Raw genomic sequence first — 21,960 nt, 5'->3', positions numbered from 1 at the left:
ATATAAATGAATATAACAAATTTTCTAACAATTTAAAGCTAATTATTGTCAATTCATTACAAAATCACTCCAGATGAATGATCCATCTTTGCTCCAGTTACACTTGCCAAAACATTATTAGTATTATTTAGTTTCAAAATACCTAAAAAAGCGAAAATTAAGGCTTCTTTATAATTCATAATTACAGGATTTGGAATAATTATTTGAATATTTGGATTGCGCTTTTTTATTCTTTCTATAAGGAATGTGTTAAAAGCACCACCTCCAGTAACTAACATTTTACCAGTTTTATTTTTTAGCACATTTTCAATTTGAATAGCAATATGTTCTACATACGTTGCTAAAACATCTTGTATTTCGATATTAAATCTATTTATAATAGGTAGAACTTCATTAAATACAAATTCAATTCCTAAAGATTTAGGAAAGCTTTTTTGATAAAAATCATTTGCGTTTAAAATCCCAAGCAAATCAAAATGGATATTTCCTTTTGAAGCGATATCACCATTTTCATCATATTCTAATCCTATTTGATTAGCATAAAAATTCAAAACTGTATTTACAGGCGAAATATCATAAGCAATTCGAACACCTTCAATTTCATATGAAATGTTAGAAAACCCGCCTAAATTCAAACAAAAATCAAATTCAGAAAATAACAAACGATCACCAATCGGAACTAACGGTGCTCCTTGCCCACCGAATTTTACATCTTGAACTCTAAAATTACAAACGATTGGAATGTCAAATCCGTTTTTTAAATCCGGAAGATTTCCAATTTGCAACGTATAACCTTCTTTTGGATTATGTAAAATCGTATGTCCGTGTGAAGCAATGGCGTCTAAATTTGTAATTTTAAATTCATCAATAAAACGCTTTATTTGTTGATTTAAATAAAACGTATATTCTTTATTTAAATTTTCTAGTTGAATTTTAGAGAGTTTTGCAGCAAATTTCAATTTTTCAAACCATTCTTTAGAATAAGAATAGGTCTGTGTTTCATTAATTTGAAACTTCCATTTACCGTTAATCAGTTGAAAATCTACAACTGCAAAGTCGATTCCATCTAATGAAGTTCCCGACATTATCCCTAAAATTTTATTTTTTTCGAAATTCATGCTTAAAAATACATATATCTTTTGAACATTTCCTAATAAAATTTTATATTTGAAGATTATAAAATATATTAATTAACCGAAACATATAATGGATTTTAAATTAACAGAAGAGCAGTTAATGATTCAACAAGCTGCAAGAGATTTTGCACAAGCTGAATTATTACCTGGAGTAATAGAAAGAGACGAACATTCAAAATTTCCTACAGAAGCTGTAAAAATCATGGGTGAATTAGGATTTTTAGGTATGATGGTTGACCCAAAATACGGAGGTTCTGGTTTAGACAGCGTTTCTTATGTATTGGCAATGGAAGAAATTGCAAAAGTTGATGCTTCTGCTGCAGTAGTTATGTCAGTAAACAACTCATTAGTTTGTGCTGGTATGGAAAAATACTGTAACGAAGAACAAAAAATGAAATATTTAGTCCCTTTAGCTAAAGGAGAAAAAATTGGAGCTTTTTGTTTATCTGAGCCAGAAGCAGGTTCTGATGCTACTTCTCAAAAAACAACCGCGGTTGACATGGGTGATTATTACTTATTAAATGGTACTAAAAACTGGATTACTAACGGAGCAACAGCTTCTACTTATTTAGTAATTGCTCAAACAGACGTTGAAAAAGGACATAAAGGAATCAATGCTTTCATCGTTGAAAAAGGATGGGAAGGTTTTGAAATTGGTCCAAAAGAGAAAAAAATGGGAATTAGAGGGTCTGATACACATTCGTTAATGTTTACAGACGTAAAAGTTCCTAAAGAAAATAGAATCGGTGAAGACGGATTTGGTTTTGCATTTGCAATGAATGTTTTAAACGGAGGTCGTATTGGTATTGCTTCTCAGGCATTAGGTATTGCTCAAGGTGCTTACGAATTATCTTTAAAATATGCTAAAGAGAGAAAGGCATTCAAAACAGAAATCATCAACCACCAAGCAATTGCATTTAAGTTAGCTGATATGGCAACTCAAATTTCTGCTGCTCGTATGTTGTGTTTCAAAGCTGCTGCTGAAAAAGATAACGGAGAAGACATTTCAATTTCTGGAGCAATGGCAAAATTATTCGCTTCTAAAACTGCAATGGATACGACAATCGAAGCGGTTCAGATTCATGGAGGAAACGGATATGTGGCAGAATACCATGTTGAGCGTATGATGCGTGATGCTAAAATTACTCAGATTTACGAAGGAACTTCTGAAATACAAAAAATTGTAATTTCAAGAGGAATTGCTAAGTAATTTCTTTTAACATTTTATTATAGAGTCCGATTTTTAATTAAATCGGACTTTTTTTATGTAACTTAAATTGGACGTTATTACAAATTGCATCTCATTAAAAGCTTTTCTTTCCAATTATGATGCTGAGCTAAAAAATACTTCTCTGTAGATTTTTTTTATAATTATACTTCAATTCTAATTCATTACAACAGGATTGTTTTTTTTGACTTATAACAAACAACACTAATCAAAATAGTTAATTTACTTTTATTTTTTTTGTACTTTTAACATAAAAAACAATGAACGAGATTTGTAAAAATTGTCAAAATACAATTACAGAAAATTTTTGTGGAAACTGTGGTCAAAAGAAATTCAAACGCATCGATAAAAAATATGTTTTTGATGAAATTCAATATTTGGCTTTACATACCAGTAAGGGATTCTTCTATTCTATTAAAAAAATCCTTCGAAATCCAGGAAAAACGGCAAAAGAATTTATAGATGGAAATCGCGTAAATCATTACAAACCAATTTTACTTGCTTTGGTTTTAGGAGGATTAACTTCATTTATTAGTTTTAATATAATGCATTCAGATCAAGTTGTAACTGATTTATATTCAGATCAATTTGAAATGATTAAAACTGATGATAGAATGAAGAATTTCATGGCTAATTATATGAAAATATTTTCATCTTATTATTCTTTTATTTTGCTATCAACTATTCCTTTTTTTTCGTTGGCTGGATATTGGGCTTTCAAAAAATGGAGATATAACTATTTTGAGAGTATTATTCTAAATACGTATTTATATATATATTACACACTTATTGGATTGATTATTACACCTTTAAACTATTTAGGTGTTAAATTTAATTTTTCACCAATGATTTTACCGAGTATATCACTTTTGGCAACACCTTTTTTGTTATACTGGTTTTATAAAGGTACAAATCCAGAAAAGCATTCGTCTGAAATTATTGTAAATCTTTTGAAGTTTTATTTATTTTTAGCTTTAATATTCATTATAATTTATCTCTTATTAATCATCTCAGTTGTCATATATGTCGTATTAACCAAACTTTAAAAAAACATGAAAACCTACCAATCACTTTTATTAATTTTCTTAATAGTATTGACTTCTTGTAATAAGAATAAAGAAACTAAGCAAACTAACGAACCTCCTAAAAAGGAATGGAAACTTAACATCGAAGACGAAAAATTAGTTGGTTTTTCAGAAGATGCTTTCACTAAAGTTAAATGGTTTTATTGGGTAAAAGATCAAGATACAACAAATTACAAATTTACATTTTCAGAATTAAAAAATGACAGTTTAGTATCTGTTTCGATTAAAGTTGATAAACAAATTGATTTTAAAACTTGTTTAGATAGTTTAAATGCACTTTTTCCTATTATTGAAAAGGACTTTGATTTAAATAAATTGTATAGTTTATATATTGGACAAACTATTTATTATCCAGATTTTGCGAAAGAAACTTCATCTCAATTCGAAAAGAATTTTGGTAAGAAAATAACATCACACGAAAAATTCAATGAAATGATGATGCAAACACCTATAACAGAAAATATAAATTCAATTATCGGAAAATACAACAAAAAAATTAATTCTTATAGCGTTGAAAAATTTGGATTATTAGAAAAATCTAGTTTCGGTTATTTAATAAAAGATGCAGATTTTTCTGATTATCCTGATTTCATTATTGAAGGTCATGTCAGTGTTTTATTTGAAGATATTAAACCATGAATAAATCTCGCTATATGATTATAAATTATGTATTTCTGTTATTATTTATTACATCTTGTAATAATAAGCAACTTGACTTAGAAAAAACTCGTTCTGAAAACATACAAAAAAATCACATCGATAAACCTGAAATTGAACAAATTATCATTAAACATTTTGGTGGTAGAAGTTTGAATGATTCAATTGTTTATTTGATAAATAATAAAGGTTTTGAGTTTCATATTTATAGTAAAAACAAGGAAAAATCATCTAGTAAAGTAAAAGATTTAAAGGAAGGAGTTTTTACTGATTTAACGAATAAAATTAATTTGTCCGATTTTAAAGAAATTACAAACGGCAAATCATTTCAAGAAACTGATGGATATGACACCGAAATTAGGATTCTAACCAAAAATCAAATTATTTCAAAAACGAATGGATTTGGAAATGAAAATTGGGATTTAATTACTATTTTCATAAATAGTTTAAATTATAATTAAAAAATCTATTTTATGAAAAAAACACTTAATTTTTTTATTTGCTTTTAAGCATTTTAGCAACTTTTAATTCTCAAGCTCAGGACGAAAAGTTGATTTCTAAAGTTTTAACCAAATTGAATTTGAAACCCAAAGATGTGAATATGGAGTTAATACAAACGAAAGTTTTACCTTATGCTAAAGAAAAAACTGTTTTGGTAATTCCAAAATATGAAACCAATCAAGATGATGTTGAATTTTATGTGTACGATGCATATATTGTAATTGCTGATAATCAATCTGGGCAAATTCTCAATAAATATTTCGAAAAAAGTAAATGGACTTCAGATGCCATACGTTTAGATGGATTTACGATTGATACTGGACTTTATAAACTTTCTGATAAAGTTAGAGCATTCGGAGTTCGTGTTTCATACACAGGAAGTAGTCGAGTAAATCCATACGGAACAACTGATTTATCATTATATATTCCAACTAAAAATGGTTTGAAACAAATTGCTGATGAAATAAAAGTTGAAAATTATTCTGGTGAATGGGACGGAAATTGTAATGGTGAATTTCAAAGAGAAGAAATTACAATTGATATTGATAATCAAAAAACAAACGGATTTTATAACCTAATTCTTAGAAATAAAATAACAGATACAATTGCAACACCAAAAGGTGATGATTGTGATGAAAAAATTTCAACTTCAAACAAAACAAAAAAGTTAAAATATAACGGTAAAACTTACGAATAAAACCAACTAAATGAGCCGATTGATTGCGTTTATATTACTTTTGATTTTATTACCGTTTTTGGTAATTGTTAGTTGTATCATTATAATATTTGAGCAAGAATCTGCGTTTTTTATACAAGAACGCATCGGAATAAAAAAACTTCCTTTCAGATTGATTAAGCTGAGAACAATGAAAGATAATCAAATAACTTTCGTTGGTTCAATATTAAGAAAAACAGGCATTGATGAAATTCCGCAATTGATTAATATTCTAAAAGGTGAGATGAATTTTATTGGTCCACGTCCACTAACACAAAATGATATTGAACGGTTAGGTTGGCAAACTGAATATTATAAAAATCGTTGGAACGTAAAACCTGGTTTAACTGGTTTGGCACAATTAAGTCCAATTTGTCATAAAAAAATGAGTTTTTTTCTAGATTCTTATTATGTGAAAAATAGAAAAATTACATTAGATTTCTGTATATTGTTTATGAGTTTTTTGGTTTTATTTATCGGAAAACAAAATGTAAAGAATGTAATTTCAAAGCGTCAAAATTAAAGAAAGTCGTTTTAATAATAAAAGATTTATGAAAATATTGATTAATGGAGTTGGAAATATTGGTACCACATTAGCTTGTTTACTTATCGATTTTAAAGAGATTTTGAATATTTCTGAAGTTTTTGTTTATAAAAATATCAAACAAAATTGGAAATTAAATGATTTACATTTTTTAGAACAAAAAGGAATTACAATTGTTTTTTCGGACAAAGTTTCATTAGAAACAATGGTTCAAAAAGTGGATTATGTTTTTGATACAACTGCAAACGGTTTTGGATTAAAAAACAAATCGATTTATGAAAACACTATCAATTTAAAAGGTGCTTGTAGCCAAGGAAGTGAAAAGAATTTTGGAATTCCTTTTATGTCAAATCTAAACAATGAACAAATTGAATTTCAGAAATTTGTACAAATTGTTTCTTGTAATACGCACGGAGCTGCTGCAATAATCAATAGCTTGTCAGATAAAAATCTTTCAAATCTAGAATTTGCTGATTTTGTTGTGGTAAGAAGATCCGAAGACATCGGAAATCACGAACGATTAGTTGGTGCAAATGTTGTAGCGCGACATCTTTCAGATTTGAACGGAACACATCACGCAATTGACGTAAAAGATATGTATGCAACTATTGGAATCGATTGTCCAATTACGTCATCAGATATTACAACTCCGAGTCAGTTGTTACATTCAACCCGATTTCACTTAAAATTTAAAACAACTATTAATCCTGAAATTGTTCTTCATAAATTTGAACAGAATCCATTTATAGCCAGCACAAATAAATTTGATTCCAATCAAATATTTGAATTAGGAAGACGTTATGGCAAATACGGACGCATTTATAATCATTGTATATTGGTAGAAAATAACCTGCTTTTTACAGAAAATTCCGTCAAAGGTTGGGCATTTATTCCGCAAGAAGGAAACTCAATTATTTCTACAATTCACGCATTTTTACTTCAAGTTTATGGTGTTGATTTTGCAAATAATAGAATCGAAAAAATAAAAAAGCAATTATTATTCTCGAAATTATAACAAAAAAATCTCCAATTGGAGATTTTTTTATTGCTTATCATCTGCAGATGGACCATATATTCCAGGAACCGGAATGTCTAACAAACGCATATAAACCGTTAATTGACCGCGGTGATGGATCAGGTGATTATTAATAATAAAACGTAACGCTCCAGCTTTTGGAAGTGAAACAATTACATGTTCACCAGCTTTTAAAGTACAAGTATTGAAATAATCAGCTTCATTTAAATTTTCGATTAATGCTTTATTTCGCAAATAACCATCTTCTAAAACAGTTTTCAATTCTTCGACTGTTGTATAAGTTGAAGGTTTGTAATCGGTATGAAAATCAAATGTATCACGTTCTAAAGCCAATTCCACCCAATTGTGTAATTCTACAATATGATTTGCTAACTCTCCCATCGACATCGATTTTGGATGTGGCTTATAATCAAACTTATCGTTTTGTAAGTTGTTCAGGATTCGTAACGTGTTGTTTTTCTCGCGTTCTAATTCGACTAATAATGCTTTTTGAATACTCATAATTATATTTCGTTTTATTTCAAAAATACAATTTATTCTCAAAAGAACATAAAAAGATATTTTTAAATTCAAAAGAATCAGAATTTAAAAGTATTTTTTTAATTATCTTAGTATAAGTGTTTTAATAATACTTTTAGACCAAACCTAACCAACTATAAAATGAGAAAAACTACTTTTATATTGCTAAATGATATAATGTAGTTTTAAATGATTATTTAACTTTTAGATAATTTTATAATTATGAAGAAATCTCTAGTTTTTTAGATGATCTCTTTTTGTAATTATAGAATTTTTAAAACTCATCATTTCCCCATCATTTATCAAAAGTTTTGGGAACAACTTCACGAATACTTTCTTCGTCATCTTCTTCCCATTTAAAAACAATTTCTGGACGTGTATAATCAAAATCACATTCCTCATCAGAATAAAAAGAATCTTTTCCAAAACGTTCATTGAACACTTCTATATATGCATAATCAAGAACTTCTGCTTCAGGATATTCATCACTTGGTAAGTTCAAAAAATGATTGCACAATGAATCTGCATTTTCTAAAGCTGCATAATACACATCTTTACCTCGAGCAACCAGCCAAAATCTAAAATAATCAAATCCATCATCGCTACATCCACCCAAAACAACATAGGCAACTGCCCATAAATCTTGACGATATGAAATGATATTAAAATGATTCCACCAATAAACATAACCAATAATTTCTTGTTTTGTTAGAGGCATCAAAATATCTACCAAATTTTTTCCTTTGTTGGAACGTTCAATAATATCCCAAAATTGTTGTTCTGTAATGTAATCTTTTGCATTAATATTCATTTTCATAAGTATTTTTAAATTAACACTTAAATATAATAAAAAAATTAATAAATTTAGTGTTAATCAAATTTCATTTTTATGAAAAATGAAGTATTATTAGTGCTTTTTTTAGCAGTAAATTGTATAAACGCACAAGAAATTAAGAACTGTTCAACTTGTTCTAAACAACTTCTGAAAATAGAACAAATACAAAATCTAGGCGTTGAAGAATTACAATTTTTAATCAATGATTTATATGCTCGAAAAGGTTATGCTTTTTTGAAGCCAGAAGTATATTATTATTTTGAAGATCAAGAATGGTACAAACCAATTGGTAATAATGATAAGTTAAAATTTGATAAAACAGAACAACAAAATATTGATTTTCTACAGAAAAAAATCGATGTATTAAAATCAGAAAGAAACCAACTTCTAACTGAAATAAATAACTTTAAAATTGCATGTTTGAATGATGATGAAAGAATATTGAAAACTAATTTTGATTTTTCAGAAGATATATTTGTTGAAGATGATAGTTATAATTATTTGAAAGATATTTTAAAAAACATTAAAATTGAAAATCTGGGTTGGTCAAAAAACACAGCTCTTTATAGTTTAACAGTTGATAATATTGAATGTACAAAAAATTATAAAATTAAAATTGAAGATGAAAAGGTTTTTATGTTTTATGACTTTGTATTGGGTTCAAAAGAAGAAAATTCAATTATTTATCAAAGTAAAAATTATGTGAAATTCAACTACGTTTGGCGATTTGAATGGAAAAATAATAAACTTCAATTTATCGATATGGAAGTTTCAAATTAGAAAAATGATAAAAATTATTCTATTTATTTTCGTTTGAAATAAATTTCTTGCAATGAATTACTAAGAAAGAATAGCTCGATGTGATAAAAAGTTTATCTATTTTAAGAAATTAATCGTAAATTAGGACATCTTATAAACTCATAAAATGACTACATTAGAAAACAGCAGAATATTACCTATAAAAGGCGGATTTAACTTTCGAGATTTAGGTGGAATTCCAACAAAAGAAGGCAAAACCATTAAAAGAGATTTACTTTTCAGAACTGATGAATTGAGTAATTTACAACCAGAAGATTTAGATTTATTAGCGAAATTAAACATTCAGACAGTGGTTGATTTCAGAACAGATTTTGAAAGAGCACAATCTGTTGATAAAGTTCCAACTACTTGTAAAAATCAAATTCATTTGGATATTTTAGCAGCTAATATGGATGCTTTTATGGCTGAAATTCAAAAAGGAATTACAGATTTCAAGCCTTTATTAATGAATTTTTATAAAGAAATGGTTTTAAGTGATGATGCAATAAAAGAATATTCTAACTTTTTTAAAGTGTTACAGAATCCTGAAAATACTTCGATTATTTATCATTGTACGGCCGGAAAAGACAGAACAGGAATTGCAACTGCTTTGATTCTAGAAGCTTTAAATGTTGATTGGAATGAAATCGAATCGGATTATTTAATGTCTAATGAATTTTTGAAAAAGAAATATGAAGGATATATTTCTCAAAATCCTGCATTAGCGGATGTTTTCTTGGTTCAACCAGATTATTTAAAAACTGCTTTTGAAGCAATTACAGAGAAGTATCAAAATATTGAAAATTATTTAAAAACGATATTGAATGTAGATTTAGAATTGATGAAGAAAATATATACAGAATAAAATCAAAAAGATATAATGCTTTAGAGTTATGTTTATTTATATTATTTTACACTTATGTCAAATTAAATATAGAAGTAAATTATTGTAATCATGGTCGTGAGAAAATTCCAACTTTTTTAAGATTTTATAAACATCATTAATTACTGATGACAATATTGAAAATCAATTATTACAAGCTAAAAAGTTCCCATTAAACTATATTTATTATTAGAAATTGTAATTAATATTAAGTAAAAAGTCGGAAGATAAAATCTTCCGACTTTGAATAGCTTAGGCTCGCTTTATTTTTATATCACTAAATCATTTACTTCTTCAAAAATTACTTTTTTTCTTTCTTCGTCAAATTTAAAATGATCTAAAAGAAGTGGATTTGAAAAAATATCTTTTATTAATATACAATTTTTCTCTAATAATATATTGCGTTCGTCTTCCGTCAAATTAGTCAAACAAGTTACAGGATAAAACTTATAATCGTCAACCAATTGTTTTATATTCAATTTTTCTGGATAATCCCAAGAAATCAATTGTATTCCATATTTCTCGGCAAAAGCAATGCTATCACTGGTCATATAAGCATTAGTTACCATATAACCATCTGTTGGTTTCATCACTTTACCAAAATATTCAAACTCTAAATTTTTTAAATCGTTAAATCGAGATAAAAAATACATGGGAGTTGTCACACTAATTTTCGCATCTACATCATTCCTGAATTTACATTCACATAAAACCAATCGGTCATCTTTTGATGCAACAACATCTATTTCGTGTTTAACGGCTTCTCCTTGTAAAGTTTGACCCGAAACCGCATGAAAACCTTGTGTTTGAAATAACTTAGTAACCCATTTCTCGAAATAATAACCTTCTGGTCCAAGATCTCGAAGTGCTTTTTTTAGACTATATCTCGCCGCATAGGAATGTCTTAAATTACGTAACAATTCAAATGCTTTTTCATAAAGTAAACCAGTTGGAATTCCATCATAAAGAATTTTATTAATTTCTTCCATAACCGTTTCTATCTGTTCATCGTTCGCACCTGATTTCTGAAGTGAACCTCTTAAACTAGATTCGTCATAAGGAATAATTTCACCTGATAATTTTTTTACATACAACATACCGAAACTATTAAATTTTGGATTTATTCGCTAAACGATCACTAACATATTCTACATTGGTTTTACCATGCGCTTTTGGTTTACCATTTTCATCTAAGTTAACCATTGTAATTTTATCAACTGTAAGAATCTTTTCGTGTGTCATTTTATTACGAACTTCACATTTTAAAATCAATGATGTATTACCAAATTTCACAACTTCTAATCCAATTTCAACGATATCACCTTGAACTGCAGAACTCATAAAATTGATTTCAGACATGAATTTGGTAACAACATGAGAATTTTCTAATTGAATAATACTATATAAAGCAGCTTCTTCATCAATCCAAGCTAACAATTTTCCTCCAAATAAAGTTCGATTGGGATTTAAATCTTCGGGTTTTACCCATTTTCGAGTATGAAATTTCATAGTTTATATTTTTAATTACAATTTAAAACTATTTTGTTAATTTTTAGTTTCTTTTTTCATTTTATTAAATGGATTTTATCAATTATATTTGAGCCATATTTTATTTTATATACCATGAAAATCGAAGAAAAATTAGCCGCAAGAAGTGGAAATGTATGTGAATTATGTGAAGCACCAACAACATTAAATGTTTATGATGTTCCACCAACAGCAAGTAATTTACCAAATCGCGAAATTTATATTTGCGATACTTGTCTAAATCAAATTGAGAAAAAAGAAGAATTAAATGCTAATCATTGGTCGTGTTTATCTACATCAATGTGGAGTGAAGTCCCAGCTGTACAGGTTGTAAGTTGGAGAATGCTTAATCGTTTTAGAAATGAAAGTTGGGCTGCAGACAATTTAGAAATGATGTATTTAGATGACGAAACTCTAGAATGGGCTAAAGCTACGGGAGATCACGAAGGTGATGGTTCAATAGATTTACATAAAGATTGTAACGGTAACATTTTAGTTGGAGGTGATACAGTAACACTAATTAAAGATTTGGATGTAAAAGGTTCGACAATCAATGCGAAAATTGGAACAGCAGTTAGAAATATCCGTTTAGTTCATGATAATACAGAACAAATTGAGGGGAAAATCGACGGTCAACAGATTGTTATCCTTACAAAATATGTTAAAAAACAATCTTAATTAGATTAATAATCAATAATTTAAAGACTTGGCAGAACACCAAGTCTTTTTTTGGCACAAACTTTGGATACTTTACTATAAAGAACAACATTAAAAATCTTTACTATGAAAAGTTTAATCACAATCGCATTCTTAACAATCGCAACTATTGTAAATGCACAGCCAGGTCGTCACAGAGATAACGAAAGAGATCATGATAGAAAACCTAAAAGAGGTCATAATCATCATTCAAAACATAAAAAAAATGATTACAAAAAAGGAAGAAAATATGATAAAAAACATAATCACAGAGATTGCGATTACCGAGTTGAACGAGAATTAAATCGCTATGATTTTTTAAATTTATCAAGAGATCAAAGATCTAGATTACAAGTTTCTCTAAATTTTATGATTACAAATAATTACAACCAAAGAGCATACGAAAGAAGATTAAAATCTGATTTATATAACATTTTAAACAGAAACCAATACAGAAATTGGGAAAACAGAGCTTATAATAATACTGGAAATACTTTTATTTTTAATTTTAATAGCTAATCTTTAATATACAAAAGTTTGATTTTTATTTACAAAAATCAAACTTTTTTGCTTAAATAAATTACTGATTATCTATTTAAAGTAGCCAATATTACTTTTGATAAAATCGATAATTCAATTTCATTTTTCAAGAAATTTTCAATTACAATACAATCATTAGCGACCAATTTATGTTCTATCTGATCAATAAATATGATATTTTCAGAAAGCGCAAAAAGAATTATCCAATCCGAATTTTCTATTATATTTCCTTCAAAAATGCTCAATTCGTGATTTAAAATTCGTTTAGAAATCATCAAATTAAAATCATTACCCAAACTGTTTGATACAATTTCTTCATTCGAATCAAATTTAAAAATCTCATGTTTTGAATAATCTTCACTTAAACCATTTCTACAAATATTTAAGGAATTATCAAGCATTACTAAATTTCTAAAATAACCAGAAAATTTAGTAAAATTTGAAGGTACTTTTTCAATAGTTGCAGAACTAATTCGAAAATCAAAGTTTCTTTCGACATATTTACTTTCTGCAGGAAATATAAAATATTCGTAGGTTAAACCCCCATCCCATTTGTTTGGAATGATATTTTGTTTTGAAATTTTAATCATAATTATTTCATTTCAATTGGAGGAAATGACCATTTTTTAAGCACAGCCAAAATTCGAATTGTAATAATTGAAGCTGCAGTTGCAAGATAAATAATATCTTCAGGAAGATTCAAATAACGTAAACCAAAAAACACAAATCCACCAGCAATACAAGCAGTTGCATAAATTTCTTTTCTGAAAATCACTGGAATTTCATTACATAAAATATCTCTCAAAACACCTCCAAAACAAGCTGTAACCGTTCCTAATGAAATACAAATCAATGGATGTAAATTGATGTTTACACCTTTTTCTAAACCAACTAAAGTAAAAAGTCCAATCCCAATCGTATCAAACAAAAATAATGAAGTTCTAAAAATACTCAAACGAGCACGAAATATGATTGCAAAAATCGAACTTCCCATAATAATATAGAAGGAATTTAGATTTTGTAGCCAAGAAACTGGAGTATTTCCGATTAATAAATCTCTCAAAGTTCCACCACCAATTGAAGTTACCAAAGCAATTGTCAAAACACCAAAAAAATCTAATTTCTTCTCAATAGCCGCTAAAGTTCCTGAAACTGCAAATGCCACAGTTCCTAAAATGTCTAAAATATTAAAAATCATAAATCGTGTTTTTATTGTAAGTCGATAAAGGTAAAATAAAAGTTTTAAAATCAGAATTACTAATGAATAATTACAAATTGAACTTAAAGTTATTTAAATTTGCAGCTTATATTTTAATGTATAAAATTTCAAAATGAAACAAATATCAAGTTTACAAAATCCGATTATAAAGAATTTAGTTCAACTTCAAGAAAAATCGAAAGCTAGAAAAACCAGCGAAACATTTTTAATTGAAGGCAGACGTGAAGTTTCGTTAGCTTTAATCGGCAATTTTAGAATTAAAACAATTTTGTTTTGTATTGAATATATTTCAGTTGAAGAAATTCACGAGTTAATCAAAAATTCAAATGAAATTGAACTTATTGAGATTTCAAAAGATGTTTATCAAAAGCTTGCTTATCGAGATACAACTGAAGGTTTAATTGCTGTAGCTCAGAATAAATCTACTAAATTAGCCGATTTACAATTAAAAGATAATCCACTTATTTTAATTGCAGAAGCTCCTGAAAAACCTGGGAATATTGGTGCTTTGTTACGAACTGCTGATGCAGCTAATATTGATGCCGTGATTATCGCGAATCCTAAAAGTGATTTGTACAATCCAAATGTGATTCGATCAAGTGTTGGCTGCGTTTTTACAAATCAGATTGCAATGGCAACATCAGAAGAAGTAATTTCTTTTTTAAAAGATAGAAACATTTCAATTTACAGTGCGATTCTTCAAGAAGCAAAACCTTATTATACACAAAATTTCAAAGAAGCTACAGCAATTGTTGTAGGAACAGAAGCAACTGGATTAAGTGAAATTTGGAGAAAAGAATCCAATCAAAATATTATTATTCCGATGGAAGGAGCGATAGATTCAATGAATGTTTCGGTTGCAGCAGCGATTTTACTATTTGAGGCTAAAAGACAGCGTGATTATTCCTCGTAAAATTTGTTTTTTAAAGATAAAAAATTAAATTTGAATATTATATCTATTAAATGATATGAAATTAACATGAAAAACTAACTAATCTATAAACATGAAAAATAGTTCTATCACTCTTAGTCCTTATAATTTCCTTAAAAAAAATTTAGGTAAAATTGCTCTAACAGCTTTTATTTTAGGAAGCTCATTAGAATCAAATGCACAAGTTAATCATAAGGAAGAGCGCTTTATTAGTGATTCACGATGGAAATTAGGATTATCGATGAATAGCGTGAATGTAAATTTTGACAAAAATGACCCATTAAAAACTTCAGATTTTAGTACAATGGCGATTCCTTCAAAGGTTACTTTAGGATACGAGTTTGTTGAAAACCTATCCGTTGAAGCTGCTTTTTCATTTAATAAACTAAAACCTGGAGGTTTTACAAATGGGGTTCCGTTATATACAAATAAGGATATTTATACATTCAGTGGATCTTTATTATATAGCTTGGGAGGATTATTTAACATACCTGTAGTTGACCCATATCTTAAAGGTGGAATTGGATATCTTAGTTTTGGACAACGTAACTATACAACAGGTGATTTTGGTGGAGGTATAAATTTTTGGCTTGCTGACTTCGGTTTTATGAAAGGTTATAGATATCCTGCAGAAGCATGGTATAAACGTTTTGGAATAAACGTCGAAGCACTTGCTAAGAAAAATATTACAAACAGTACAGCATTAGGGTCTCATGTTCAATTCTCTGCAGGAATTTTTTACGCGTTCTAGAATAATACTTTAAATAACAAATAAAAAGCAAAGTTTAAAAAGCTTTGCTTTTTTCATTTATATATTGCCAACCTACTAATAAAATACTATATTTATTACTTCAACCAAGACAATTATGACCGAATTAGAAATAGAACAAGAAAATAAAGCTATTGCTCGAGAATATAAAGAATTATTGAGCATAAGTTATCAAACGCTTAATGATGATGAAAAGAAATTAATCAGAAAAGCGTTCGATGTTGCTGTTGATGCACACAAAGATCAACGCCGTAAATCCGGAGAAGCTTACATCTTCCATCCTATTGCTGTTGCTAAAATTGTTGCTTCTGAAATTGGTTTAGGTCCAACTTCAATTGCTGCAGCTTTAATGCATGATGTTGTTGAAGATACAGATATCACGGTTGAAGATATTGAAAAAATGTTTAATCCTAAAATTGCAAAAATTGTTGAAGGATTAACTAAGATATCTAAATTGGAGCCTGATCCTGAAGTTTCGATGCAAGCAGAAAATTATCGTAAGATGTTACTTACATTAAACGATGATGTACGTGTGATTTTAATTAAGATTGCAGATCGTTTACACAATATGCAAACGATGGAAAGCATGGCTGCATATAAACAAGCTAAAATTGCTTCAGAAACTTTATATATATATGCGCCACTTGCACATCGATTGGGATTATTTAATATTAAAACTCAGCTAGAAGATTTAGGTTTAAAATATACTGAGCCTGAAGTTTACAATGAAATATTAAGTAAAATTAAAGAAACCAAACAAGAACAAGAAGCTTATATCGAATCCATTACGAGTGTTCTTAAAGAATCTTTAATTAAAGAAGGAATTGAATTTACGATAAAAGGTCGTCCAAAATCAATCTTTTCTATTCGTAAAAAAATGAAGGCTCAGAATGTAAGTTTTGAAGAAGTCTATGATAAGTTTGCAATACGCATTATTTACAATTCTCCTCTTCATGACGAAAAATTCGTTGCTTGGAAGATTTATTCAATTGTTACAGATTTTTATCGTCCGAGTCCAAGTCGTTTAAGAGATTGGATTTCTTCTCCTAAATCAACAGGTTATGAAGCTTTGCACATTACAGTTATGGGACCAAAAGGTCGCTGGGTAGAAGTTCAAATTCGAAGCGAACGAATGGACGAAATTGCAGAAAAAGGATATGCTGCACATTACAAATATAAACAAGGTGTTACTGAAGAAAACAGCTTAGATATTTGGTTAAATCAATTAAAGGAAACTCTTGAAAATCAAGATGCTAATGCTATTGATTTCGTAGAGGATTTTAAGTTGAATTTATATTCAAAAGAAATTTACATTTTCACACCAAAAGGTGAAATTAAATCATTACCTAAAGGTGCAACAACTTTAGATTTTGCTTTTAGTATTCACTCAGAAGTTGGAGTTCACACAAGAGGTACAAAAGTTAACGGAAAATTGGTGCCGCTAAATCATGTTTTAAATAGCGGTGACCAAGTTGAAATCATTACATCACAAAATCAAAAACCAAGTATTCATTGGTTAGAATTCGTTACTACTGCTCGTGCTAAGAACAAAATAAAAAATGTTCTGAACGAGAATATGAAAAAAATTGGTGAAGATGGAAAAGAATTGTTGATGCGAAAAATGCGCCATCTAAAAGTTAATTTGGATGAGAAAACAATCAATGAACTTGCTAGTTTCTTTAAATTAAAAACGAGTTTAGACTTATTTTATAGAATTGGAATTGGTGCAATTGACAATCAACAATTAAAAGAGTTTGCGAATCATAAAAATAGTAATTCATTCTTTAATTTCTTCAAGAAAACGATTAAAAAAGGAGAAAATATAGAAGTAATTGCTCCTCAATCTAATTTAGATTCACTAGTTTTTGGTAAAGAAGAAAACAAACTAGATTACAAACTTTCGGCTTGTTGTAATCCAATTCCAGGTGATGATGTTTTTGGATTTATAACAATAAACGAAGGGATTAAGGTTCATAAAAAAGATTGTCCGAATGCCATTAGTATGCAATCAAATTATGCATATCGAATCATTCAAGCTAAATGGATAGATTCTTCTGCACAAGAATTTAATGCAACTTTAAAAATTCGTGGAATTGATAGTATGGGATTAACGAATGAATTAACCAAAGTAATTTCTAATAATATGTCGGTTAACATTCGAAGCATTTCATTAAGTTCAGATGCAGGAATTTTTAATGGAGAAATAACGGTGATTGTAAACAACATTTCTACTTTAAATAAATTGATAGATAATATTCAAAAAATAGATGGAATTGAGAAAGTAACAAGAGTTACTGCAAAATAGAACAAGTTTTTAAAAATAAAGTTTTACGCTCAAAAAATAACCTATATATTTGCAATTGATTAAGGAAACATTCCATGGAAGTAAATAAAAATCAAGAGATTGTTAAAAACGTATTTACCAAGTATTTAGAAGATAGAGGTCATAGAAAAACGCCTGAGCGCTATGCAATTCTTCAAGAAATATATGAAAGTGAAGAACATTTTGACATTGAATCTCTTTACATAAAAATGAAAAACAAAAACTATCGTGTAAGTAGAGCAACACTTTATAATACGATAGAATTGTTATTGGAATGTGGCTTAGTTCGTCGTCATCAATTCGGACAAAATCAAGCACATTACGAAAAATCATATTTCGATAAACAACATGACCACGTTATTATGACAGATACAGGTGAAGTTGTTGAATTTTGTGACCCTAGAATCCAAACCATTAAAAAAACAATTGAAGAAATCTTCAATATCGATATCCATAATCATTCATTATATTTTTATGGAACAAAAAGAAAAGACAACACAACAGAAAATTAACACAATCTAACATACTAAACCATGACAGTAGATTTACTACTTGGCCTTCAATGGGGAGACGAAGGAAAAGGAAAAATTGTAGACGTTCTTACATCTAAATACGACATCATTGCTCGTTTTCAAGGTGGACCAAATGCAGGACATACATTAGAGTTCGACGGAATTAAACACGTTTTAAGAACGATTCCATCTGGAATTTTCCACAAAAATTCAATTAACATTATCGGAAACGGAGTGGTTATTGACCCAGTTGTTTTCCAAAAAGAAATTGAAGGACTTGAGAAATTTAACATCGACATTCAATCGCGTTTATTTATTTCTAGAAAAGCACATTTAATTTTACCAACACACCGTTTATTAGATGCAGCTTCAGAAACTGCAAAAGGTAAAGCTAAAATTGGTTCTACTTTAAAAGGTATAGGACCAACTTATATGGACAAAACTGGAAGAAACGGTTTACGTGTAGGTGATATTGAATTAGCAGATTTCAAAGAAAGATACCAAGCTTTAGCAGAAAAACATATTGAAATGATTGACTTCTACAAAGTTGATTTACAATATAATTTAGCTGAAATGGAAGCTGAATTTTTCGCTGCAATTGAAGATTTGAAAAAATTAAAATTCATCGATTCTGAAGCTTATTTAAACCAAGCTTTAAAAGATGGAAAATCTATCTTAGCTGAAGGTGCTCAAGGTTCGTTATTAGATATTGATTTCGGAACTTATCCGTTTGTAACTTCTTCAAACACTACAGCTGCTGGTGCTTGTACTGGTTTAGGAATTGCTCCTAACAAAGTAAAAGAAGTTTTCGGAATTTTCAAAGCTTATACAACTCGTGTAGGTTCAGGTCCATTCCCAACGGAATTAACTGACGAAATTGGTCAAACAATGGCTAGAGTTGGAAACGAATTCGGTTCGGTTACTGGTCGTGCACGTCGTTGCGGATGGTTAGATTTAGTTGCTTTAAAATATGCAGTTCAAGTAAATGGTGTTACTGAATTGTATATGATGAAAGGTGATGTTTTATCTGGTTTTGATACGTTACAAGTTTGTACTGGTTACGAATACAAAGGTCAAAACATTTCACATTTACCTTACAATATCGAACCTGAAAACGTAACTCCTATTTACGTTGAGAAAAAAGGTTGGAAAGCAGATTTAACAGGAATGACTTCTTACGATGAATTACCAGTTGAATTAAAAGAATATATTGATTTTATTGAAAAAGAAGTTGAGGTGCCAATTAAAATTGTTTCAGTTGGTCCAGACAGAACACAAACAATCATTAAATAATATAAAGCCGATTCGCATTTGAATCGGCTTTTTTTATACATTAGCTTTTTAAAGTTTTTAATTATGAATCAATCCGTTTTAGATATCTTAAAAGAAATGAATCTTCCGTTTAGAAATTCTAAACGTGGTCTATTTGATAAAAGTTATTCGAACGCATTAAAACCACATTTAAAAAAATTAGACATTCAAAATACGGATGAGTTTATAAATGAACTTTCCGTTGAAAATGCATTAAAAAAAATGAATGAATTTAAATTTGAAAAAACTAAAACCAATTTCAAATTTGTAGCGTTTTCTAAACAAGAAATTTCAAATCCAAATCTTGAAATCTATTATCAAATATATAAGACTAAAATTGGTCAAATATTAATTGCTTCGACCGAAATTGGTGTTTGTTATGTTGCATTTCAAACCAAAGAAAAACCTTCGTTTCCTTATTTAAAAGAAATTTATCCAAATTCAAAATTTATACTTGAAACGAAAAATCCACATCAATCAATTCTAGATTTTATCGAAGGAAATGAAAATGTAGAAATAACTTTTTATATCAAAGGAACAGAATTTCAATTCGATGTTTGGAAAGCTTTATTAGAAATTCCTAAAGGTAGTTTGACTTCGTACGGAAAAATTGCAAGAAAAATAAACAAACCAAAAGCGTTTAGAGCCGTTGGAACTGCAATCGGTAACAACCCGATAAGTTTACTGATTCCGTGTCATCGTGTAATTCAAACTAGCGGAAAATTTGGCGGTTATATGTGGGGATTACCAACTAAATTTTTATTGATTGGTTGGGAAGGTTTACAGAAATAGTTTATGAAAACATACATTGCCTTACTTCGTGGAATTAATGTTTCTGGAAAAAATATCATTAAAATGGAAGCTTTAAAAAATATGTTTTTTGACTTGGGATTTGAAAAAGTTCAAACTTATATCCAAAGTGGAAACGTAATTTTTACAAATAATCAAAATCTTTCAAAAACTGATTTAGCTCAATTAATTACATCAAAAATTAAAGCTACATTTGAACTTAATATTCCTGTTCTAATATTAGAAAACGAAGAACTTAAAACAAATATTGCACTTCTACCTTTTTTTGATTTTGAAGAAAAGAATATTTATCTAACTTTTTTAAATGAATGCACAAAAGTATCTAATTTTGATAAAATTCTGGAAAAAAAATCAGAAGGAGAAACAATTATCATAACTGAAAATGTAGTTTATCTTGAATGTAAAAACGGATATGGAAACACGAAATTAACCAATGTGTTTTTAGAAAAACAATTGAACGTTTTATGTACAACTCGAAATCTAAAAACAAGTAAGAAAATACTTGAATTATCAACTGATTTTTAGAATAATTACTTTTTTCTAAAAACTTTTTGCAATCTATCAGTTACCATTTTAGGCGGATAAATATGAAGTGTCGAAAAAGCAATTAGAATCCATCCAGAAATAGAACAAAACAAATTTGGAATTTCTTTTAAAACAAATTCACCATCAAATTCATAATTAACAGTTTCCTTAAAACTAGGTATAAAAGCTAAAATCAACATAATTATTCCTAAGAATAATCCAATAAAAGAAATATAGAAATGTTTTCTATACCAATCATTAATTTTAGAATTTAAACGAATTGGAAGTCCAAATAATAAACATACAAAAATGGTTATTACAGAAAAAATAATTGCCAAAATAGGCTGAATTATTACTAAGCCGAAAAGTTCATCAAATCCAAAATCATTGTCAAGTAACGCAAAAAGCATATAAATACTAAAGAGCATTACAAACGAAATAAAAATTTGAATTATTAAAATTATTAGATTAAATATTATTTTCATGCTTACTTAAATAAAAGTATTAAATCAGAAGGAGAATCTACTCATAGAAACTGAAAATGTAGCTTATCTTGAATGCAAAAACGAATATGTAAATAAGAAATTAACCAATTTATTTCTAAAATAGAAAACGAATTAAAAGTATTAATTTCTTAATCAAGTAAATTGTAATTTAATTATTTCTAGAAATTTCACTTAACTTTTTCAATAATAAATTCGAATTATCAATAATCCCAAGACAATAGCGTCCTAAACGTTTAAATAAAACAAAAAAAAGAGAGTAAACTTTTGAATCTCAAATTATCTTTGAGTTGTACAACAAAAAAACACTCTCTTGATGGTAAATGTAACATTGTTTTCTCAAATAATAGCAAAGCT

26 protein-coding genes are annotated in these 21,960 nt (G+C 28.3%); 18 read left to right on the top strand and 8 right to left on the bottom strand.

Annotated elements, in window-relative coordinates:
* Positions 1–56: 56 nt before the first annotated feature.
* Positions 57–1,118 (bottom strand): anhydro-N-acetylmuramic acid kinase, encoded by a 1,062-nt coding sequence (locus EG240_RS06205; protein WP_125018528.1) that lies wholly within the window; start codon positions 1,116–1,118, stop codon positions 57–59.
* A gap of 88 nt (positions 1,119–1,206) precedes the next feature.
* Between EG240_RS06205 and EG240_RS06200 the strand changes: the two genes are divergently transcribed.
* The 7 genes from EG240_RS06200 to EG240_RS06170 all read left to right on the top strand — a co-directional run bounded on the left by EG240_RS06200 (position 1,207) and on the right by EG240_RS06170 (position 6,881).
* The gene (locus tag EG240_RS06200; RefSeq protein WP_125018527.1) at positions 1,207–2,346 is read left to right on the top strand and encodes an acyl-CoA dehydrogenase family protein; all 1,140 of its coding nucleotides are present in this window, start codon (positions 1,207–1,209) and stop codon (positions 2,344–2,346) included.
* A gap of 278 nt (positions 2,347–2,624) precedes the next feature.
* The gene (locus EG240_RS06195) at positions 2,625–3,410 is read left to right on the top strand and encodes a DUF3667 domain-containing protein (RefSeq protein WP_125018526.1); all 786 of its coding nucleotides are present in this window, start codon (positions 2,625–2,627) and stop codon (positions 3,408–3,410) included.
* 6 nt (positions 3,411–3,416) lie between these two features.
* Positions 3,417–4,088 (top strand): hypothetical protein, encoded by a 672-nt coding sequence (locus tag EG240_RS06190; protein WP_125018525.1) that lies wholly within the window; start codon positions 3,417–3,419, stop codon positions 4,086–4,088.
* The gene (locus EG240_RS06185; RefSeq protein ID WP_125018524.1) at positions 4,085–4,567 is read left to right on the top strand and encodes a hypothetical protein; all 483 of its coding nucleotides are present in this window, start codon (positions 4,085–4,087) and stop codon (positions 4,565–4,567) included. The genes EG240_RS06190 and EG240_RS06185 overlap by 4 nt, the downstream gene beginning before the upstream one ends.
* Positions 4,568–4,605: 38 nt before the next feature.
* Positions 4,606–5,304, top strand: a complete 699-nt coding sequence (locus EG240_RS06180) for a PA3715 family protein (RefSeq protein ID WP_125018523.1) — start codon at positions 4,606–4,608, stop codon at positions 5,302–5,304.
* Positions 5,305–5,314: 10 nt separating this feature from the next.
* Complete coding sequence (locus EG240_RS06175; protein ID WP_125018522.1) at positions 5,315–5,845, top strand: sugar transferase; 531 nt, start codon at positions 5,315–5,317, stop codon at positions 5,843–5,845.
* Positions 5,846–5,873: 28 nt separating this feature from the next.
* Positions 5,874–6,881, top strand: coding sequence for a hypothetical protein (locus EG240_RS06170; RefSeq protein WP_125018521.1), 1,008 nt, complete (start codon positions 5,874–5,876; stop codon positions 6,879–6,881).
* Between the two features lie 27 nt (positions 6,882–6,908).
* Here the strand turns inward: EG240_RS06170 and EG240_RS06165 are convergent, their stop codons facing one another.
* Positions 6,909–7,403 (bottom strand): DinB family protein, encoded by a 495-nt coding sequence (locus EG240_RS06165; protein ID WP_125018520.1) that lies wholly within the window; start codon positions 7,401–7,403, stop codon positions 6,909–6,911.
* A gap of 313 nt (positions 7,404–7,716) precedes the next feature.
* On the bottom strand, positions 7,717–8,238 hold the full coding sequence (locus tag EG240_RS06160; RefSeq protein WP_203229292.1) for a DUF4240 domain-containing protein: 522 nt from the start codon (positions 8,236–8,238) through the stop codon (positions 7,717–7,719).
* 72 nt (positions 8,239–8,310) lie between these two features.
* On the opposite strand from EG240_RS06160, the gene EG240_RS06155 reads away from it, so the two are divergent.
* Entirely contained in the window at positions 8,311–9,036 is a 726-nt protein-coding gene (locus tag EG240_RS06155) for a YARHG domain-containing protein (RefSeq protein ID WP_125018519.1), read from the top strand.
* Positions 9,037–9,181: 145 nt separating this feature from the next.
* Positions 9,182–9,919 (top strand): tyrosine-protein phosphatase, encoded by a 738-nt coding sequence (locus tag EG240_RS06150; protein ID WP_125018518.1) that lies wholly within the window; start codon positions 9,182–9,184, stop codon positions 9,917–9,919.
* Positions 9,920–10,206: 287 nt separating this feature from the next.
* Here EG240_RS06150 and EG240_RS06145 read toward each other — a convergent pair whose 3' ends face one another.
* A complete protein-coding gene (locus EG240_RS06145) occupies positions 10,207–11,034 on the bottom strand; it encodes a restriction endonuclease (RefSeq protein WP_235830338.1) in 828 nt (275 codons plus the stop codon).
* Between the two features lie 10 nt (positions 11,035–11,044).
* Positions 11,045–11,446 carry an acyl-CoA thioesterase gene (locus tag EG240_RS06140; protein WP_125018517.1) on the bottom strand — a complete coding sequence of 134 codons (402 nt, stop codon included), beginning with the start codon at positions 11,444–11,446 and terminating at the stop codon, positions 11,045–11,047.
* Between the two features lie 114 nt (positions 11,447–11,560).
* On the opposite strand from EG240_RS06140, the gene EG240_RS06135 reads away from it, so the two are divergent.
* Together EG240_RS06135 and EG240_RS06130 are read left to right on the top strand one after the other, a co-directional pair.
* On the top strand, positions 11,561–12,142 hold the full coding sequence (locus tag EG240_RS06135; RefSeq protein WP_125018516.1) for a PhnA domain-containing protein: 582 nt from the start codon (positions 11,561–11,563) through the stop codon (positions 12,140–12,142).
* 105 nt (positions 12,143–12,247) lie between these two features.
* Positions 12,248–12,679 carry a hypothetical protein gene (locus EG240_RS06130; protein ID WP_125018515.1) on the top strand — a complete coding sequence of 144 codons (432 nt, stop codon included), beginning with the start codon at positions 12,248–12,250 and terminating at the stop codon, positions 12,677–12,679.
* A gap of 68 nt (positions 12,680–12,747) precedes the next feature.
* Here the strand turns inward: EG240_RS06130 and EG240_RS06125 are convergent, their stop codons facing one another.
* Positions 12,748–13,290: a HutD family protein gene (locus EG240_RS06125; RefSeq protein WP_125018514.1), complete on the bottom strand. Its 543-nt coding sequence runs from the start codon at positions 13,288–13,290 to the stop codon at positions 12,748–12,750.
* 2 nt (positions 13,291–13,292) lie between these two features.
* On the bottom strand, positions 13,293–13,895 hold the full coding sequence (locus EG240_RS06120) for a trimeric intracellular cation channel family protein (protein WP_125018596.1): 603 nt from the start codon (positions 13,893–13,895) through the stop codon (positions 13,293–13,295).
* 136 nt (positions 13,896–14,031) lie between these two features.
* Here EG240_RS06120 and EG240_RS06115 point away from each other — a divergent pair, with 136 nt between their 5' ends.
* The 7 genes from EG240_RS06115 (at position 14,032) to EG240_RS06085 (ending at position 21,100) form a co-directional block, all read left to right on the top strand.
* On the top strand, positions 14,032–14,832 hold the full coding sequence (locus tag EG240_RS06115) for a TrmH family RNA methyltransferase (RefSeq protein ID WP_125018513.1): 801 nt from the start codon (positions 14,032–14,034) through the stop codon (positions 14,830–14,832).
* Positions 14,833–14,923: 91 nt separating this feature from the next.
* Complete coding sequence (locus EG240_RS06110) at positions 14,924–15,601, top strand: porin family protein (RefSeq protein WP_125018512.1); 678 nt, start codon at positions 14,924–14,926, stop codon at positions 15,599–15,601.
* A gap of 115 nt (positions 15,602–15,716) precedes the next feature.
* The gene (locus EG240_RS06105) at positions 15,717–17,924 is read left to right on the top strand and encodes a RelA/SpoT family protein (RefSeq protein WP_125018511.1); all 2,208 of its coding nucleotides are present in this window, start codon (positions 15,717–15,719) and stop codon (positions 17,922–17,924) included.
* A 74-nt stretch (positions 17,925–17,998) separates the two neighbouring features.
* Entirely contained in the window at positions 17,999–18,454 is a 456-nt protein-coding gene (locus EG240_RS06100) for a Fur family transcriptional regulator (protein ID WP_125018510.1), read from the top strand.
* 21 nt (positions 18,455–18,475) lie between these two features.
* The gene (locus EG240_RS06095; RefSeq protein WP_125018509.1) at positions 18,476–19,747 is read left to right on the top strand and encodes an adenylosuccinate synthase; all 1,272 of its coding nucleotides are present in this window, start codon (positions 18,476–18,478) and stop codon (positions 19,745–19,747) included.
* 63 nt (positions 19,748–19,810) lie between these two features.
* Entirely contained in the window at positions 19,811–20,557 is a 747-nt protein-coding gene (locus EG240_RS06090) for a methylated-DNA--[protein]-cysteine S-methyltransferase (RefSeq protein WP_125018508.1), read from the top strand.
* Positions 20,558–20,560: 3 nt separating this feature from the next.
* Positions 20,561–21,100: a DUF1697 domain-containing protein gene (locus tag EG240_RS06085; protein WP_125018507.1), complete on the top strand. Its 540-nt coding sequence runs from the start codon at positions 20,561–20,563 to the stop codon at positions 21,098–21,100.
* A 5-nt stretch (positions 21,101–21,105) separates the two neighbouring features.
* Here EG240_RS06085 and EG240_RS06080 read toward each other — a convergent pair whose 3' ends face one another.
* Positions 21,106–21,585: a hypothetical protein gene (locus EG240_RS06080; protein WP_125018506.1), complete on the bottom strand. Its 480-nt coding sequence runs from the start codon at positions 21,583–21,585 to the stop codon at positions 21,106–21,108.
* Positions 21,586–21,960 lie beyond the last annotated feature (375 nt).

Origin of the sequence: Paenimyroides tangerinum, assembly GCF_003865405.1 — a bacterium.
In the GTDB taxonomy this organism is placed as follows: Bacteria; Bacteroidota; Bacteroidia; order Flavobacteriales; family Flavobacteriaceae; genus Flavobacterium; species Flavobacterium tangerinum.
This window is presented reverse-complemented; position numbering and strand designations above follow the sequence as displayed.